Below are 15,393 nucleotides of genomic sequence, written 5' to 3'. Positions count from 1 at the left end.
ATCACGCCGGCGATGGCCTCGGCCGCGGCCGGCGGCTCCTTGCCGTGGAACCGCACGTACTGGTCGTGGGTGAAGAGGTCCAGCAGGGTGCCCGGGACACCAGCCAGTCGCTCGAAGTCTCGCAGGCCGGCTGGGTCCACGTCGATCCCGCCGAGGCAGACCCATTCGGCCTCGACGTTGCCGACCCGCGGACGCGCCCGGTTGAAACCGGCGGCACCGCCGCCCAGGCCGCAGCAGAAGTGGAAGTGGTAGAGGGTGCGCTTAAGCATGGGTGCTACCCCCGGACAGGTCGCCGGCGTTGCCGTACTTCTCGGCGCCGCATTCGCAGCGGTAGAACCCGCGCTTGGTGATGCGGCCGAAACGGCCACTCAGGTGGCTGGTGACGACGTTACGGACGAATGTCCAGCTGTGGCGCTTGCCAAGGGTGCAGGGCTTCATACGTCACCGCCTTGCACGACAGGGGCAGCCTGCAGCAGCAGGGCATGCATGTACTCAATCGCCTGGATGGCGTCTTCGTGGGAGCCGTTGAACACTTCGCGGGCCGTTTGTGCTGCACGGTTAACCGACGCCGGCCAATCTTCTGGCCGTTCGTCCGCCTCCCAGCCCAACCTGCTGCGACGCTCCATCAGATCCAGCGCCTTACGCGCCTTGGTGCTCAGCTCCGGGGTGATGCCGCAATCACCATCGGCCACGTAGTTGACGAACTCCAGCAGGGCGTCGCCGGCTGCCAGTTCATGGCCGCGTGCCCAGCTGACCACCTCTCCGCCGTCTACTTCCCTCGGGACGTCTTTGCCGGTGGCGCCGCGGATGACGATGGTGTCATAGCGTGGTGTGCTAGCCTTGGCGCTGCCGCCTTGGGGTTGATTCGCTTGCATGGTGTCTCTCCTTTGGGGTGGTCGGCGCCAGGGAGTTGCCGCTCCCTGGCGCCTCTTCTTTAGCGCCGCGCGGGGTGCTCGCGCAGTTCCTGACAGCTGATGCAGCACTCGCAGCCTGGGGCGGCCTGGCGGCGGGCCTCGGGTATCTGCTCGCCGCAGTCCTCGCACCAGAGGGCGCTGGGCGCCAGGCGGGTGTTCGTCCGCTGGGCCAGGGCGGCCTGGATCATGTTCTCGGCCCGTTCGTTGGCCTGGTCGATCACATCCACAGTCAGTCTCCCTATGCCGGCAGCGATGCGGCCCAGCGTTTGCGCAGGTCCTGCCAGATCGCATCGCCGTCCTCGAAGTACTCATGCACTTCCTGTTTCGGGGCGTAGTCCATACGCAGCACGGACAGGCACGCATCGAACAGATCTGGGTCGAGGCGGCGTAGCTCGGTGAGGTCGAAGCGGTGGGCTTGGCCGTTGTACAGGCCGAGCAGGAACCGACCGATCACGCCGCTCTGGCCGCTGTCGCGCTGTGCGATCGGGAGCAGGCGTTTCAACGCTGTGATGCCGGCTACCTCGTTCTCCTGCTGCCTGGCCTGGAAGTCGTGGATCAACTGCAGATAGTCGTGGGGGAGGGGTTGCATGGTGTCTCTCCTATCGGTTTGTGGTCCCGGCGTTGCCGCGCCCGGGCGAGTTGGTCAGTGGGTAGCCGCAGCCAGGACGATCGGGGCGTAGTAGCCGGCGATGACCAGGACGACCAGGGTCAGGCCGGTGAGCGTCAGCGTGGCGAGCCATTCGCCGCGGTTGTGCTCGTAGAGCGGGGTTTCATCGTTCTGCATGGTGCTTCTCCTTGGGGTTGTTGCCCGGGCGTTGCCGCGCCCCGGCGGGGTTGTCAGACGAGCTGGAACAGCCAGCAACGGACGGTCTTCGGTTTGTCGAACGCGTCGACCTGGCGACCCGAGTTGATGGCCTTGTTGGATTCGATGAACTTCGGGGACTTGCTGGTCTTGAGCAGCCGCTTGAGCTCGCCCAGGTTGGGTACCTGCTGCCGCTTGTTCGCCGCCACCTCGATGAACTCGTTGAGGTTCACGGCGACGAACTCCTTCTTGCGGGAGTGGTTGAGGTTGCCGGGCAGTTCGTTCAGCGGCCCGTTGAGGAACTCGAAGAGGTCCCAGAACTCACGCACTACCGGATGGTCGGCGTTGATCGCCTGTTGACGCTCCAGGGCCATGCGGCTGACCTCGGCGTGAACCAGCTGGGCGCGCTCGCCGTCCAGCGGTACCACGAGCTGCAGGCAGTCCACCAGGCTGTGCAGTTGGGCGTGGTTCTTGGCGATCCGCACGGTACGGATGCCCGGTATGGACAGCAGCTCCTGCTCGTAGCCGGAGGTGCGCTCGTCCAACAGCGCCATGATCTTGGCCTCGGGCTGCAGGGCCTTCACCAGGAAGCCGCTGAGCTGCTCCACCGGCATGCGCTCGAGCAGCTCCGCCAGAAGCTTGGTCTCCGGGGTCTGGTGTTCGCGGGTCAGGTTGACGTGGCCCAGGCGCTGCAGGATCGGCTCGGAGGCGTTGACGGCGTTGTTCTGCGCGATCAGCAGGGCGCCGCGGAACGGTGGTTCGCGGGTGTCGTTGCCGTTGTTCTTCACGCCGGTGGAGCGGACGCTGCGGCCGTTGTAGGCGGTCTTGAGCTCGTCCCAGTCGAAGTGCTTCACCGGCGCGCCTTCCTTCTGCTCGCGCTCGGACTCGATCAGCACGACCGGCAGGTTGCCGACCTGGGCGAAGTTGCGCGCGCGGCTGGCGGGGGTGGCCTTGGACGGGTCGAAGCCTTCGTACTCGGTGCGGCCGGTCAGCTTCCAGCAGAGCTCCACCAGCGTGGTCTTGCCGGAGCCGGCCTCGCCGATCAGTTCCAGGAACAGATAGGACTTGTGAATCTGGCGGATCTGCTCGGCGTAGAGCGCACCGAGCCACCAGGCCAGCACGACCACCCCGCGCACGCCGAAGCACTTCCAGAACATCTCGAACCAGCCTTCGTTGTAGGCGGCGAGGTCCGGGTTGATGTGCAGCACCGGCGACTGGCTCTGGCTCTTGATGCTCAGGCGGTCGATGTCGAAGAAGTCTTCCTCGTTCAGCTTGTGGACCTTGCCGCCGGCGATTGCCAGATCGTTGAAGACGTAGACGCCGTGCTCGCGGGTGTAGCCGATCCAGTCGATGGTGTGCACGGACTTGAGGCGATCGAGCTGGGGCTCGAGCATGCGCTCCAGCTGCTGCGGAGTGCCGGTGAACATGGCGCCGTTGCAGACGTTCAGCAGGCGCTTGCGGAACTCGGCCGAGGCGGAAATCTGGGCTGAGGTGAAGGTCGCCTTGACGGTCGGCGCGTCCGGGCGCTCCACGCGGAAGTAGTACCAGGCCTCGTCGGTCTGCTCGTTGCGCATGAAATAGAGCGCCTGGAAGTAGCAGTTGCCGATGCGAACCACGGAACCGGCACGGCGTAGCGCCCTCTCGCGGCGCTGCTTGTCGTTGAGCAACTGGTCTTCCGCGTTCTCCGAACTCTCCAGCTCCTTGATGGCGCGGTCGTAGGCCTCGATGTCGAGCTTGAACCAGTACAGGCGCGAGCGGAACGAGAAATGAAACTCCTTGCGCTCGTTCCAGGAATACATGAGCAGTCCCTTTTCCTCGGCCGTCTCGGCCAGCAACAGGGAGCCTTCGTAGCGGGCCTCCTTGAGGTCCAGCTCGACGCGCTTGGTGCGTGCGTCGTCACCCTCGATGAACGCCCAGCGCTGGTGCAGGTCGTTCCAGTCGATTTTCCTGGCGCCGCGCTGAGGGATGACCGCGGCATCGCACTTGAAGCCCAGCTCGCGTGCTTCCTTCGCCCAGCGCCGGGCGTTGGCCTTGGCGACTGGCTCGTTGTCCAGCGCCCAGATCAGGCGCGGCATGTGCTTGTCTTCGTCCTGGCAGCGCTTCTTCAGCGCCTTGAGGGATTCGGCGGGGAAGGGCGCGCTGGACATCATCGATACGGCCGCGCGGCCGTTGTGCATCAGGGCGATGGCGTCGAATATGCCCTCGACGATCCACAGTTCGTCGACCTCGGTCGGGTCGAGCGTCGGTGGGCACCACCAGACACCCTTATAGCTCTCACCCTGCTTGAAGCGGGCCTTCTGCTTGCCGAAGCGCTCGGGCCGGTCGATCAGCCGTTCCCAGTAGCCGCCCTTTTCCAGGGGGAAGCGAACGGTGGCGCTGCCGATCTTGAGCCTGTTGTCCCAGTAGTTCTCCTGGGTGAACCATCCATCGATGAGTTCCAGGCGAAAACCCCGGGCGAACTCCAGGTAGGCGCGGGCAGTGGCGGTAGGGTTGTCGGGGGTAGCCGGCGCCTGGTCGCTCCAGTCGTTGAACAACTCCGGGTAGACGTCCTTGATGTGCACTCGATGGTCACAGGCCTCCGGGCGGCCGCAGATCAGCATCCAGGGCGAGTCGAAGAAGGTGTACAGCGTTCTCTGGCCGCACCTGTGCGCCGGGCATTTGCCCTTGCGCATGAAGTTGGTCCCTTTCATGTGCTTGAGGCCGTAGTCGGCTTCCAGCTTTGGCAGGACCTTTGCCCGTAGTTTTTCGTGCATCGTCATGAATCAGCGGCCTTACAGGTTGGCGGCGAGTGCGGCGCGGAGCGCGCCTATGGTGCGTTTCTGGCCGGCGAGGGCCGGGTAGTCGTCGAGAATCCGGCTGCTGCGCAGGCCTTCCGGCACCGTGCGGTAGCGGTCGTCGTACCAGTGCTGGACCAGGCCGCGGCGGAGTTCGGTGCGAAGGCTGGTGAGCAGGGCTTCTGCTACCGGCTTGGGCATGTCGAACTGGATCGAAACGGCGTCTGGCATGGCCTGTTCCTCGGTTTTCGGGTGCAACTTCCCCAAACCCACGGCAGTGGGGATGGGCGTCGGTTGGTCAGTGGGCGGCCGGAGCGGCCAGGAATCGGTGAGGCAAGAAGCGAGAGGGCAGCGGGGTCATCTGGCCGGTACGACGGTCCAGGACCATGCGCACGCTCTGGTCAGGCCCGGCGGCCATGTCGAAGGCGACCCAGGCCAACCCCTTGGGCAAGCGCTCGCTCATGGCCAGCAACGCCAGGCGCCCCGCCATGAAGGCCGGAACGTCGAGGGAGTTGACTAGGTAGCTGACGGTGCGCTCGAACAGCCCGTCGTCGTCCAGATGCTCGGCGGCGTGCTTTTCGATGAAGCGGCGCGCGGCCTGTTGCATGAAGGTGCGGTAGTCGTCGGCTTGCTGCTGGGTGAACGGGGTGACGTTCATGCGGTGGCCTCCAGAAGGTCGAGCTGGTTGTCGCCCTGTTGACGCATGGCCTCGCGGCGCAGCGCCGTGGGTGCCGGTGGCAGGTATACCGACGGATTAGGCATGCCGGACGGGCTCATTTCGTGGGTCATTTCGAACTCAGCGCGCACCGACCAACCGCAGGCCTCGTTGGTGCATTGCAGATAGGCGACCCGCAGGAAGATGTGCTTCCCATCGCTGGTGCGGATGCGCATCCTCGACGCACAGTGCGGGCAAACCAGCTTGTAGGTGCTCATTCGTGCTCTCCCGAGTCGCTTACGCGCTGGCCGTGCCGGGCTTTCCGATGCAGGGTGATCACGGCGCCCACTTCGGCGTGCCGTGCCGCGAGGTGTTTGCGGTGGGCGACGATGATTTCGGCGAGTTCGGCCTCGTCGATTTCTCCATCGCGCAGCGCCTCGGCGATGATGCGGTCGACCTCGCCGCGCTTGATGGCGGTGGCGACGCCACGGGCGTACAGATCGAGGTTGTCGAGTTGGGTTGGCTCGGGCATCTGCACGAACATGCCGCCATACAGGTGGGCGACGTACTCGGGGAAGTGGCTGGTGCCGGTTTCCTGCTCGAGCAAGCGCAACTGGTCGTCGCTGAGCGGCTTGCTGCCAGCGTTCTCGTAGGCGTGGTTGTCGAACTTCTTCAGGTCGAGGCCCAGGCGGGCAGCGGCGCATTCGCGACCGCCGGGGTAGGCGCCGATGATCGCGCTGACCACCTGGCGCCGCGTTTCTAGGAGCGGGCGTTTCATCTTCTGGTGTCTCTCAAAGCTGGTGGCCATTACTGTGCAATTACTCCGTCCTTGATCCCGAGCAACACGGCTGCGCGGTGGGCTTCGCCACGCAGGCACTTCTTTTGCCCGTTGAGAACGGCGTAGACGGTGCTTTCTCCTAGGCCGTTTCTTTCGGCCCATTCCCGGACTGAAAGGCCCAGTCGAGATATGTGTTTGCGGGCTGCCTCGCGGGCTTGCTCCGTCGGGTAGGCGTTCGGCATAGTGCAGATTCGTGCAATTTCGTGTGATGACAACCGAAGAATGATGCACGTTTCTGCATTGGTCAATAGCGGAGATGAATTTTTTTGCATCCTTCAAGAGAAGAGATCGGCGCTCGGCTACAGGCTGAGCGCAAGCGTATTGGGCTGAACCAAGATGAGTTTGCCCAGCGCGTCGGAGTGGCCAAGCGGACTATTGCCGGTTACGAAGGTGGTGGCGGGGATATTGGGGCTTCAGTTCTAGCTGTGGCTGCTGAGCTTGGAGTCGATGTTCTTTACGTTATAACTGGGCGTCGCCAGCCTGCAGAGCTTGAGTCACTCAGTCAGGAGGAACTTGATGTGCTGAGGTACATGAAGTCCATGGAGGAAGAAGACCGAATAGCGTACCTACGGGTGGGGCGAGGTATCTCAGAGTCAACTGAGTCGCGTCGTACAAGCAAATAGGACACCTCGCCAGCAGGGAAAAAAATCCCGGGTGACCTACCGTGGATTTCTGCTTCTGGCATGCGGACCTATGTGAAGAATGGGGTACTCCCGGGCTGCTATCACGGTGACATCGTGTCGCCGGGTGGCCTGTCAAAGGAGTAGACCAATGGATAACCCCATCGACCCCATCGTGCTTACTGCCCTGCTTATCTGCCTTAGCCAGATGAGCGAGCAGGACCAACTGGACCTGCTGCGGTTGGCGTGCGCTCTCAGGGGGCATTGATTGAATGGGCCTTCGGTCGCAGCCGAAGGCCCCACTGTGAAGAGAGGGACGTATGAGTTGGCTCAAGGGAACGGCCGCTGCGGCCGGGCTGATGGTTTCATGTGTTGCTGTGGCGGATTCGGCTGCCCAGGTTGAACTGATGGACAACCTGCACCAGAGGATGTTGGACGCGTTGCAGGCCTCGAGTGTTGACCAAGTGACCGAGGTGTTCGGCGATCTGGATCGGTACCGACCAGGTATCCGCAGGAGTGCCAGCGATGTTTGCCTTACAGCCTACGAGGCGCTGGGGTGGGTACTGTCCGATCTGGTTGTACAGGCGGATATGGACGAACCATTGCCTGAACTACAGGGACATAAGAAGGACTACGATCAGAAGCGCCTAGCCTGTGCCGCAGATGCCTGACTAGGACTAATAGATGGGTAGGCTTCGCAGCCTTGTTACTGTGTAAAGGACTGGTTATGACAAAGCTTGCAAGCGTTAGTTTGAATGAGCTTAATTTTGATCCTGATAACCCTCGGCTTCCAGTGGCTTTGCGAAATAAGCCTGATGAGGATGTAATAAAGTACTTGCTCCTAGAATGTAACTTGATAGAGCTAATGCTATCTATCGGGGAGCATGGATTCTTCTTAGGTGAGCCCCTGCTGGTCGTTCCTCGTGCAGGTGGTGGTTATACAGTTGTGGAAGGTAACCGGCGGCTTGGTGCCTTAAAACTTCTGGCAAGCAGTAGCCCTCCTCCAGTAATGGCTGGTCAAGTTAAGCAGGCTAGAGAATCTGCAAGGCAGAAGGTTAATGATATTCCGGTCTTGGAGTTTGATGATCGGGATAACATACTTAGTTATCTAGGGTATCGCCACATAACTGGCATCAAAGAGTGGGACTCCTTAGCTAAGGCTAGATATCTGAAGCAACTGCGAGAGCGTCATGCAGATAAAGGTCATGCGGATGCACATAAAGCTCTGGCTAAAGAGATTGGAAGTAAATCTTCACATGTTGCAAAACTCTTAACAGGGCTCAAGCTTTTGGAGCATGCTAGAGATACTGGTTTGCTGGTAAGTCTAAAGCTGGAAGAGGATGATATACCTTTCTCTTTGCTTACTACTGGTATTGGTTATCCTAATATTTGTGACTTTATTGGTATTAAAAGTGCGTCTGATGTTGATGCGGCTGGTTTGAAGGAAAAGGAGTTCGTAGAGTTTTTTGGGTGGGTTTTCGACAAAAGTCATGGGTCAAGTACAGTGTTAGGTGAATCGCGCAACTTTGATAAATTGTCGAGAGTTGTGGCGAATGATCACGCTCTGGAAGTGCTTAGACATGGCGAGCCTTTAGCACATGCTGACCTATATACGGAAGGGCCGCTAGAGGCGTTACGACACCTTCTAAGAGAGGCTGAGAGTAGTATAAAGAACGCTCAGTTTACGCTTAGTGCGGTGGAAGGGCTGGATCAGCCTGACTTAAATCAGGCTGAGCGGATTAAAAAGTCGGCTTCTGCTCTTTTTGCTTCTATCCAAGATGTGATGTCTGGAGAAGAGTGATGCTCAACCTGGATGCTCCACGAGATAGGGATGTTCACACTATTGCGGATTTTGCTGAGATACTATGTTTGGTAACGCAGGATCGAGTGTGCTCGAGAGAAACCATCTCTGACCAAATCAGAGATGTTGGTGGTAGCAAGATATCAGCCCAAGAGTTGGATGATTGTTTTAACCATATCGCGTGGCGAGTTGAAGCATTTGGAGGTAGTTATCCATTCTCTTTGGACATTGGAAGGAGGACTATTAGTGCACCTGAAACTCTACCAGAAGAGCATAAGTTGTATGTGTTGATATTGTTGTGTGCTAATCTCCCATTTTTTGATCGGCAGTATATAAATGGTTCGCTTACTGATGCCTTTGAAAGGGTTTCCCTTGTTACGTTGCGTTCAGTATTTCCAGTTGCAGCTAAAGTCAAGGCTTTTGGTAAGAACGAAACAGAATACAGGGGGGCTAAATGGGAGCGAATCAATCAGCTAGCTAAGGACATCGGGGCGGTTGGTCTTTGTAATGAAGAAACATTTCGCGCCAGAGACTCAGGTGATGGGGGTATCGACTTAGTTGCTTGGCTGTCTCTTGATGAGTATGAATGCCGAAATATTCCATCTGCATTAGCTCAGTGTGCATGCTCACGCTTAGAGTGGTCAAGAAAGCAGAGTGAGATATCTCATGGTCGGTTGAGGTATATACATGCCACACATCCTTGGATGCAGCTTATATTTATTCCGCATAGCTTTCGAGATAACAGGGGAACATGGGCTGTTGAGGGAGAGGTAGGGGATACGTTGATTTTTGATAGGTTGAGGATTGTTAAAAATATTAGTTTTGAGGATGACTGGAGGAATATTGATCCTCCAGAAATCCTAGCAAATTTTCTAGAAGAAAGACTCGATTTGGTCTAAGCCCAGATGTTTGGTAGTGCTGATGCCACCGCCTCGAACATAGGTGGTGGTACAGCGTTTCCTACAACCTTGTAGCGCTGTCGCAAAATGTTGTATTCAATATTTTTTTGACTGCTTTCTACGGTTTCAGGGAAGATCAGGTCTCCACCATGAGTAGTATAGCGAGGCATAAACCCTTGCAAGCGCGCCGCTTCCCTGAAGGAGAACCTTCTGGCAGGTTCATCTACTTCAAACTCCCACTTATCAGTATGGATTCTATGTAGCTTGGGGCTACTGGGATGCAGCGGCATGTGGCGCATGTGACTGACAATCGTCTTGCTGATTTCACACCAGTCTCTGCGCCGATTGCGGGACAGGTAATACCAGTGAAAGGGGTCCTCGCAGAACTCCCCTTCTGGCCACTCAGGTAGTCCTTCCAGAGCTTGAGCAATGTTGAAATATGGTTGCTCAGCGTTTGGGCCATGAGTAGGGGCCGGGAATTTGTATTCAGCATTCAAATCTTTGCGAATGCCTACGATTACTACACGCTTTCTTTCTTGTGCGACCCCGTACTCATGAGCATTGATCTGCTTCCAATATACGCTATAACCGTGTGCGCCGGCCTCCGCGAACTTTGTTAGTTGGTCTTCAAGTAGATGCCTGTAGGTGCTACGACGTAGACCAGAGACGTTCTCGGCAATGAAAGCTCTGGGCTGAATGATGCTTAAGGCGCGAGCGAACTCAAGGTACAGGGTATTGATTTTTCGGTTGGCCTCGCGAGCTCCTCCTTGGCTGAAGCCTTGGCAAGGGTAGCAACCCACAAGTAAATCGGCTGCCGGAAAGTCGGAAATGTCGCACACGTCACCTAGGCGATAGTCGGTTTCCGGAAAATTCGCCAAATACACGTCTCGGGCGTAGGGGAGGATGTCGTTTGCCATGATGACGTCGAAGCCCGCCGCGATGACTCCTGCGTCGGACCCTCCACATCCAGAAAAAAGTGAAACTGCTGTTGGCATGCATTACTCCCTATTGACGGTCGCGATTATACGGGGCAAACGAAGGGGGGAAAGGGGGGGAGGGAGACAAATTCTCACTCTGGCATTTTGCCATGACTAATGGGGCGCTGTTGGAGACCTTTTGGCGTAAAAAACACAGGAGGGGCCGTTCTGTGGTCTTTGATCATCTTGACAGTGGTTGCAGTCTCCCCCATTCCCGATCGACAGCCCGCTTTGCGCTGGCCTTGGTGCTGTACAGGTAGCGCAGGCGGCGCGGTTTGCTCTGGTCTCCCGCGGTGATGGTCTTCTCCGTCCCACTCTTCTCGTCGCGGTAGTAGGCGATGATGCCGGTGTAGTCCCCGCCGGTGTCGTCGGCCAGGTCGCTGACCAGGTCCTCGGGCAGCTTGCTTTCCAGCTCCAGGCTGGTGATGTAGCCGCCGTCGGCGCTGAGGCTGTGCTGCACTTTGCCGCCGTACCAGATGATCGCATCGATCTCCGTCTTCACGCCCTGCAGGGTGTAGGTCAGTTCCGGGATCAGGTCCGGCCGGCCCTTGGCGAGCACGTAGCTGAGCGTGGCGCTGCCACGCTGTAGGCGGTTCCACTCGGCGCGGGCGGCGCGCAGGGCGCTCTGGCGGTCGCTGTAGGTGTGGCGCAGGTCTTTCAGGTTGTCGCCCTTGGCGCCGGCGATTGCCTCCTGCTTCTTCGCGCTGTTCACGTCGTAGAAGTACGCACGCACGCCGTCGTAGCTGTCGCGGTCGGCCTGCAGGTAGCGGTGCTGGTCGCCATCCTGGCGGGTGAGGGTGATGTGCGGCAGCGCCAGGCCACTGGCGGTCTTGCCGCCACCGGCTGGCAGGCAGAGCAGGCAGCCGGCTTTCACGGTAGCCACCGCGTCGAAGTCCTCGCCCAGGCGGGTCAGCAGGTTGGCGTCGGACTCGTTGGCCTGGTCCAGCTGCAGGATCGGCAGGCCCGCCAGCGCCGGCGCGAGCACCGGCTTCAGATTGTTGCCGAGGGCGATGTCGGTGAGCACGTCACCCAGCGTCTTCGGGCTGCTCCAGCTGCGCTCGCGCTTGACCTTCAGGCCCTTGCGCAGGTCCGCCGAGCGGGCACGGATGCTGAGCACGTCCGGCGCGCCGCTGTGCTCGGTTTCGTCGACGGTGTAGGTGCCCTTGTCGACCAGTCCGCTGTCACTCCAGCCCAGCCAGAGGTGCAGCACGGCGCCGCGCGGGGGGATCGCGAGCAGCCCGTCATGATCGCTGAGTGTCACGCTCAACTGATCGGCCTCGAGGCCGCGATTGTCGGTCAGGTCCAGGGCGATCAGTCGTGGGCTGATGAGCTGGGCGATGTCGTTGCCGTCGACCGTGAGCCGGAACACCGGCACCGGGTAGCCGGCGTCGCGCTGCAGCTGCTCGACGGCGCTGGTCAGATAGCCCGTCACGCGGGCGAGGGCGGCATCGATCACAGGATGCGTCTCAGCAGGTTGCCAGCGGTACCGAGGACCGAGCCGAGCAGATCGGTGCGGCCGTCGTCGATACGCTTGAGCTCGAGGGAGAACTCGATCCGCCGCGGGGTGCCGTCGGCGAAGAAGAGGGTTCGCGTCTCGGTGACGCGCTCGATCACCCACAGGCCGTAGATGCGTCCGGTGCCCTCGACCATGGGCCAAGCCGACCCGGTGTCAGCCATCTGCCGCAGCACGTCCAGGCTCAACGCGCTGCCGGCCAGCTCCGGCAGCAGCACGCCGGGCAGCGTGATGGCGTCGTCGCCGCGGCCGACGAACTGGCGTGCCGGCTGTGCACCGATGCGGCTGCTGCTGGCGTGCCGCCACTCGGTCTGCCGCTGGAACTCTTGGTAGGCCAGCGTGTGCAGGCTGAAGACGAACATCCCGAGGGACAGCATCATGGTGGTTACTCCCGGTCCTGCAGGCGGGCGCGCAGGCGCGCCGCCTTGTTGCGTTCGCGCTCGTCCAGCAGTTGGCTGAGCGTGCGTTTCAGGTCTGCGGTGTCGCTGCCCGCGCCGGCCTGGATGGTGATGTAGTAGGTGTCGCCGCCGACGCTGATCGCCGCTGGCGCCGAGCTGACCGGAGGACGGTTGTCGATGGTGATGGCCTGCGCTGGGGCGCTGGCGCTGAGCACCAGGGCGCCGATGGCGCCGGCGCTCTTGCCCAGGGCGCCCAGCATGGCCAGCAGCGGCTGGTCGAACGTCGGCGGCGTGATCGCAGGGCGGGGGCCTCGGGCAAACTCCCCGTCGAGGCCGGCGACAGCCTGACGGCCCGCGCTGACCAGGCCTTGGCCGAGACGCGCAATTACGCCCAGCGGGCCGGTCTGACCGGCGCCGAGGCCCTGGGCCAGGCCGGCCATGGTGAACCCGCCCAGGTCGGCGAACACCCGCGACGGCGAATGGATGCCGAGCTTGTCCTTGAACCAGTCGATCGCGGCGCCGCCGATGTGCTGGACGGCGCGCTTGATCTGCCCTATACCGGCGAGCAGGCCGTTCACCAGGCCCTGGACGATCATGTTGCCAAAGTCGCTGAAGCGCGCCGGCAGGTCGATGCCCAGGTAGCCCAGGACGCCGGCGAAGGCGCGGTACATCAGGCCGAGTGGGTTGAAGTCGAGGAGGATGCGGATGATGCCGCCGATCCCGCCGTTCAGGCCCGCCTGGATCTCTTCCCACATCCCGAGCAGGTACGCCTTGACGGCGTCCCAGTTGCGATAGATCAGGTACGCGGCGCCGGCCAGCACCGCCACGACGGCGGCAATTGCCAGGACCACCGGGTTGGCGGCCAAGCCCCACAGCGCGATGCTCACGACGCGCAGGGCGGTCACCAGGGGGCCGATCAACAGGCCGGCCAGCATGCGGATCGGTGCGAACAGCAATTTCAGCAGGCCGATCAGCCCGGGCAGGCGAATGCCGATGGTGCTGAGCATGAAGCGGACCGCGATCATCGGGCCGAGGATGCCGGCGAGGGTGATGGCCAGGCTGCCGACGGTGGCCATCAGCGCCGAGAACGCGGCGACGGTGATGACGATGCCCTTGCTGACCTGCGGGTTGGCCTTCAGGAACTCGCCGACGTTGTGCAGCAGGTGGCTGAGGTCTGCGGCGAGCTCGCGCAGCCAAGGGCTGTTCTTGTCGAACAGCTCGACCGAAATGTTTTCCAGGGCAGCATGCAATATGGTCATATCGCCCTTGAGATTGTCCAGCTGGGTCGAGGCGACCCTCGCGGCCTCGCCCTCGGAGTTGTTCAAGCTTTCGCGCATGGTCTGGAACTGGCCGCCTTCGACGGCGCGCATCAGGGTGCCGAAGCTGGTCACCGCGTATTGCCCGGCGATGTCCTTGAAGATCGCGCCGCGCTGCACGTTGCCCATGCCGGCAGTCTTCTTGTTGATGTCCTTCAGGATGTCCAGCATGTCGCGCATGTTGCCGTTGGCGTCCTTGGTCTGGACGCCCAGCTTGGCCACCGCCTTGGACGTGCCCAGGCGGGTCAGGACCGAACGCATCGAGGTGCCGGCCATGCTGCCCTGGACGCCGGCGTTGCCGAGCAGGGCCGTGGCGGTGGTGACCGTCTCCAGGCTCTGGCCGTACTCGCGGCCGACGCCGGCGGAGTATTTCAGCGACTCACCGAGCATGCGGATGTCGACGTTGTTTCGGGTGAACGCCGCGGTCAGGACGTCGGCTACCTGGTCCATCTTCTCGGCCGGAATTCCCATCGCCGTCTGGATGTTCGAGGCGATGTCAGCAGTGTCGCCGAGATCCATGTCGCCTGCGGCGGCCAGGTTGAGCATGCCGGGCATGGCGCCGAGGATCTGCTTCGCGTTGTAGCCGGTGCGGCCCAGGAAGTACTGGCCCTGTGCGACTTCCTTGTCGGTGAACTTGCTGGACAGCGGCAGGGTGCGGGCTTGTTGCCGCAGCGCCTGCATCTGCGAATCGTCCTTGTGCTCGATGCGGGTCACCGCCTGGGTGGCCGACATCGTTGCGTCGAACTCGTAACCCACGCCGAGCATCTGCCGCAGCTTGTCGCCGGTGTACATGCCCGTCGCGCGCGCCGCCATGCCGGTGCCGGCCAGCGCGGCAGCGCTCTGGATGCCGCGGCTGTAGGTGTTTCGGGCGTGGGTCAGGCGCTCCTGCTGCTGGCTGAGGTTGCGCAAGCGCTGCGCCTGGCTGTTGATAGCGCCGTTGGCCGCCTGGATCTGCGCGCGCAGGTCGCGCTCATGCTGGCCGAGGTTGCGGGTGCTGATGCCGGCGTTGCTGAGGCGCGTGCGCAGTTGCTGCAAGGCTTGGCTCTGCTGCAGGTGTTGCTGCTTGAGGAAGCCGGCTTCACGGATGGCCCGGTTGTAGTCGCGGGTGAGCGCGCGGGTGGGGTTGCCGGCGGCGGCCATCTGCTGGGCCAGCGCTTTCACCCGTGCCTGTTGCGTGGCCAGCGCGGTGCTGACCTGCTCCAGGGCGCCGCGCTGGGTGCGGAAGGCGCGCACGTCGCTCTGCTGAGCGTTGAGCTGCTTCAGACGCTCGCGAGTTGCCTTGAGCGCCCGGGCCGTCGCGTCGCTGCCTTGCATGATGCGACGCAGGGGCGCGGTGGCTCTGTCGATCGCGCTGAGCAGCACGCGTAGCTGCAGGTCATTCGCCATCGGCGGAACTCCGTACCCGGGCGCGTTCGCGCCATTCCATTAGTTCGGTGAGCGAGAGCCGGTCCATATGGTCCGGCGCCCAGTGAAACGTCACGGCCAGGTCGGCCATGGCGTTTTCTACGCGATCAGGGAGGCTGCCGCCTTCGCCCGCTTCTGCAGCAAAAAACCGGCGATCACCTGGCCGCAGGCGAGCAGGTCGGCCGGGTCCATGCCGGCGGCCTCGGGCTCGGTGATGGTCGGCTGGCTGATGCGTGGCAGGATTTTCATGGTCGCAGCCACATCGAATTGCAGCAGGTCGAGCAGGTGCAGGCCGCGCAGTTCGCCAGAGGAGGGCTTGCGCAGGGTGAGCGATTCGATGGACTGGGCGCCGCGCTTGATCGGCTGGTCGAGGGTGACGACGTTGTCGGGAGCGCTCTGCAGGTCAGCGGGAGTCTGTTCGGTTTTCATGGGCGTCGGTATCCAAGGGGGAGAGAAACCGCCGGCCGGGCCGGCGGGAAGGG

21 protein-coding genes and 1 pseudogene are annotated in these 15,393 nt (G+C 61.5%); 4 read left to right on the top strand and 18 right to left on the bottom strand.

Features of this window, described 5'->3' with window-relative positions; all coding sequences use genetic code 11:
• Positions 1-26: 26 nt before the first annotated feature.
• From ACM0M4_RS23315 to ACM0M4_RS23260, 12 genes and pseudogenes are all read right to left on the bottom strand, one after another.
• A pseudogene (locus ACM0M4_RS23315) lies at positions 27-269 on the bottom strand (DNA cytosine methyltransferase); the annotation flags it as partial.
• On the bottom strand, positions 262-438 hold the full coding sequence (locus ACM0M4_RS23310; RefSeq protein WP_016852055.1) for a hypothetical protein: 177 nt from the start codon (positions 436-438) through the stop codon (positions 262-264). The gene ACM0M4_RS23310 and the pseudogene ACM0M4_RS23315, both read right to left, overlap by 8 nt.
• On the bottom strand, positions 435-875 hold the full coding sequence (locus ACM0M4_RS23305; RefSeq protein ID WP_034004871.1) for a hypothetical protein: 441 nt from the start codon (positions 873-875) through the stop codon (positions 435-437). The genes ACM0M4_RS23310 and ACM0M4_RS23305 overlap by 4 nt, the downstream gene beginning before the upstream one ends.
• Before the next feature lie 59 nt (positions 876-934).
• Positions 935-1,141 (bottom strand): TraR/DksA family transcriptional regulator, encoded by a 207-nt coding sequence (locus ACM0M4_RS23300; protein ID WP_023127425.1) that lies wholly within the window; start codon positions 1,139-1,141, stop codon positions 935-937.
• 11 nt (positions 1,142-1,152) lie between these two features.
• On the bottom strand, positions 1,153-1,503 hold the full coding sequence (locus ACM0M4_RS23295) for a DUF7673 family protein (protein ID WP_034004872.1): 351 nt from the start codon (positions 1,501-1,503) through the stop codon (positions 1,153-1,155).
• 54 nt (positions 1,504-1,557) lie between these two features.
• A complete protein-coding gene (locus ACM0M4_RS23290; protein ID WP_164902968.1) occupies positions 1,558-1,698 on the bottom strand; it encodes a hypothetical protein in 141 nt (46 codons plus the stop codon).
• Between the two features lie 53 nt (positions 1,699-1,751).
• Positions 1,752-4,469 (bottom strand): toprim domain-containing protein, encoded by a 2,718-nt coding sequence (locus ACM0M4_RS23285; RefSeq protein ID WP_034004873.1) that lies wholly within the window; start codon positions 4,467-4,469, stop codon positions 1,752-1,754.
• An 18-nt stretch (positions 4,470-4,487) separates the two neighbouring features.
• A complete protein-coding gene (locus ACM0M4_RS23280; RefSeq protein WP_016852049.1) occupies positions 4,488-4,721 on the bottom strand; it encodes a hypothetical protein in 234 nt (77 codons plus the stop codon).
• Between the two features lie 67 nt (positions 4,722-4,788).
• Complete coding sequence (locus ACM0M4_RS23275; protein WP_034004874.1) at positions 4,789-5,148, bottom strand: hypothetical protein; 360 nt, start codon at positions 5,146-5,148, stop codon at positions 4,789-4,791.
• Positions 5,145-5,423 (bottom strand): ogr/Delta-like zinc finger family protein, encoded by a 279-nt coding sequence (locus tag ACM0M4_RS23270; RefSeq protein ID WP_016852047.1) that lies wholly within the window; start codon positions 5,421-5,423, stop codon positions 5,145-5,147. The genes ACM0M4_RS23275 and ACM0M4_RS23270 overlap by 4 nt, the downstream gene beginning before the upstream one ends.
• On the bottom strand, positions 5,420-5,923 hold the full coding sequence (locus ACM0M4_RS23265; protein ID WP_044069614.1) for a YmfL family putative regulatory protein: 504 nt from the start codon (positions 5,921-5,923) through the stop codon (positions 5,420-5,422). The genes ACM0M4_RS23270 and ACM0M4_RS23265 overlap by 4 nt, the downstream gene beginning before the upstream one ends.
• Positions 5,924-5,952: 29 nt before the next feature.
• Entirely contained in the window at positions 5,953-6,165 is a 213-nt protein-coding gene (locus ACM0M4_RS23260) for a hypothetical protein (protein ID WP_031643139.1), read from the bottom strand.
• Positions 6,166-6,342: 177 nt separating this feature from the next.
• Between ACM0M4_RS23260 and ACM0M4_RS23255 the strand changes: the two genes are divergently transcribed.
• The 4 genes from ACM0M4_RS23255 (at position 6,343) to ACM0M4_RS23240 (ending at position 9,303) form a co-directional block, all read left to right on the top strand.
• On the top strand, positions 6,343-6,606 hold the full coding sequence (locus ACM0M4_RS23255; RefSeq protein WP_373694762.1) for a hypothetical protein: 264 nt from the start codon (positions 6,343-6,345) through the stop codon (positions 6,604-6,606).
• 317 nt (positions 6,607-6,923) lie between these two features.
• Entirely contained in the window at positions 6,924-7,274 is a 351-nt protein-coding gene (locus ACM0M4_RS23250; RefSeq protein ID WP_034004877.1) for a hypothetical protein, read from the top strand.
• A 56-nt stretch (positions 7,275-7,330) separates the two neighbouring features.
• The gene (locus ACM0M4_RS23245; RefSeq protein ID WP_434323471.1) at positions 7,331-8,404 is read left to right on the top strand and encodes a ParB N-terminal domain-containing protein; all 1,074 of its coding nucleotides are present in this window, start codon (positions 7,331-7,333) and stop codon (positions 8,402-8,404) included.
• Positions 8,404-9,303 carry a hypothetical protein gene (locus ACM0M4_RS23240; protein WP_123809161.1) on the top strand — a complete coding sequence of 300 codons (900 nt, stop codon included), beginning with the start codon at positions 8,404-8,406 and terminating at the stop codon, positions 9,301-9,303. Before ACM0M4_RS23245 ends, ACM0M4_RS23240 begins: the two co-directional genes overlap by 1 nt.
• On the opposite strand, the gene ACM0M4_RS23235 is transcribed toward ACM0M4_RS23240, so the two are convergent.
• The 6 genes from ACM0M4_RS23235 to ACM0M4_RS23210 form a co-directional block, all read right to left on the bottom strand.
• Positions 9,300-10,298: a DNA cytosine methyltransferase gene (locus tag ACM0M4_RS23235; protein ID WP_079387859.1), complete on the bottom strand. Its 999-nt coding sequence runs from the start codon at positions 10,296-10,298 to the stop codon at positions 9,300-9,302. The genes ACM0M4_RS23240 and ACM0M4_RS23235 overlap by 4 nt on opposite strands.
• A 163-nt stretch (positions 10,299-10,461) precedes the next feature.
• A complete protein-coding gene (locus ACM0M4_RS23230) occupies positions 10,462-11,736 on the bottom strand; it encodes a phage late control D family protein (protein WP_034004878.1) in 1,275 nt (424 codons plus the stop codon).
• Positions 11,733-12,173, bottom strand: coding sequence for a phage tail protein (locus ACM0M4_RS23225; RefSeq protein WP_015967206.1), 441 nt, complete (start codon positions 12,171-12,173; stop codon positions 11,733-11,735). Before ACM0M4_RS23225 ends, ACM0M4_RS23230 begins: the two co-directional genes overlap by 4 nt.
• 5 nt (positions 12,174-12,178) lie before the next feature.
• A complete protein-coding gene (locus tag ACM0M4_RS23220; protein WP_034004879.1) occupies positions 12,179-14,893 on the bottom strand; it encodes a phage tail tape measure protein in 2,715 nt (904 codons plus the stop codon).
• Positions 14,883-15,002, bottom strand: coding sequence for a GpE family phage tail protein (locus tag ACM0M4_RS23215; protein ID WP_003098394.1), 120 nt, complete (start codon positions 15,000-15,002; stop codon positions 14,883-14,885). Before ACM0M4_RS23215 ends, ACM0M4_RS23220 begins: the two co-directional genes overlap by 11 nt.
• A gap of 8 nt (positions 15,003-15,010) precedes the next feature.
• Positions 15,011-15,340, bottom strand: coding sequence for a phage tail assembly protein (locus ACM0M4_RS23210; protein WP_023127421.1), 330 nt, complete (start codon positions 15,338-15,340; stop codon positions 15,011-15,013).
• Positions 15,341-15,393 lie beyond the last annotated feature (53 nt).

Source organism: Pseudomonas sp. 18-147, from assembly GCF_051048045.1.
Lineage (GTDB): Bacteria > Pseudomonadota > Gammaproteobacteria > Pseudomonadales > Pseudomonadaceae > Pseudomonas > Pseudomonas aeruginosa.
This window is presented reverse-complemented; position numbering and strand designations above follow the sequence as displayed.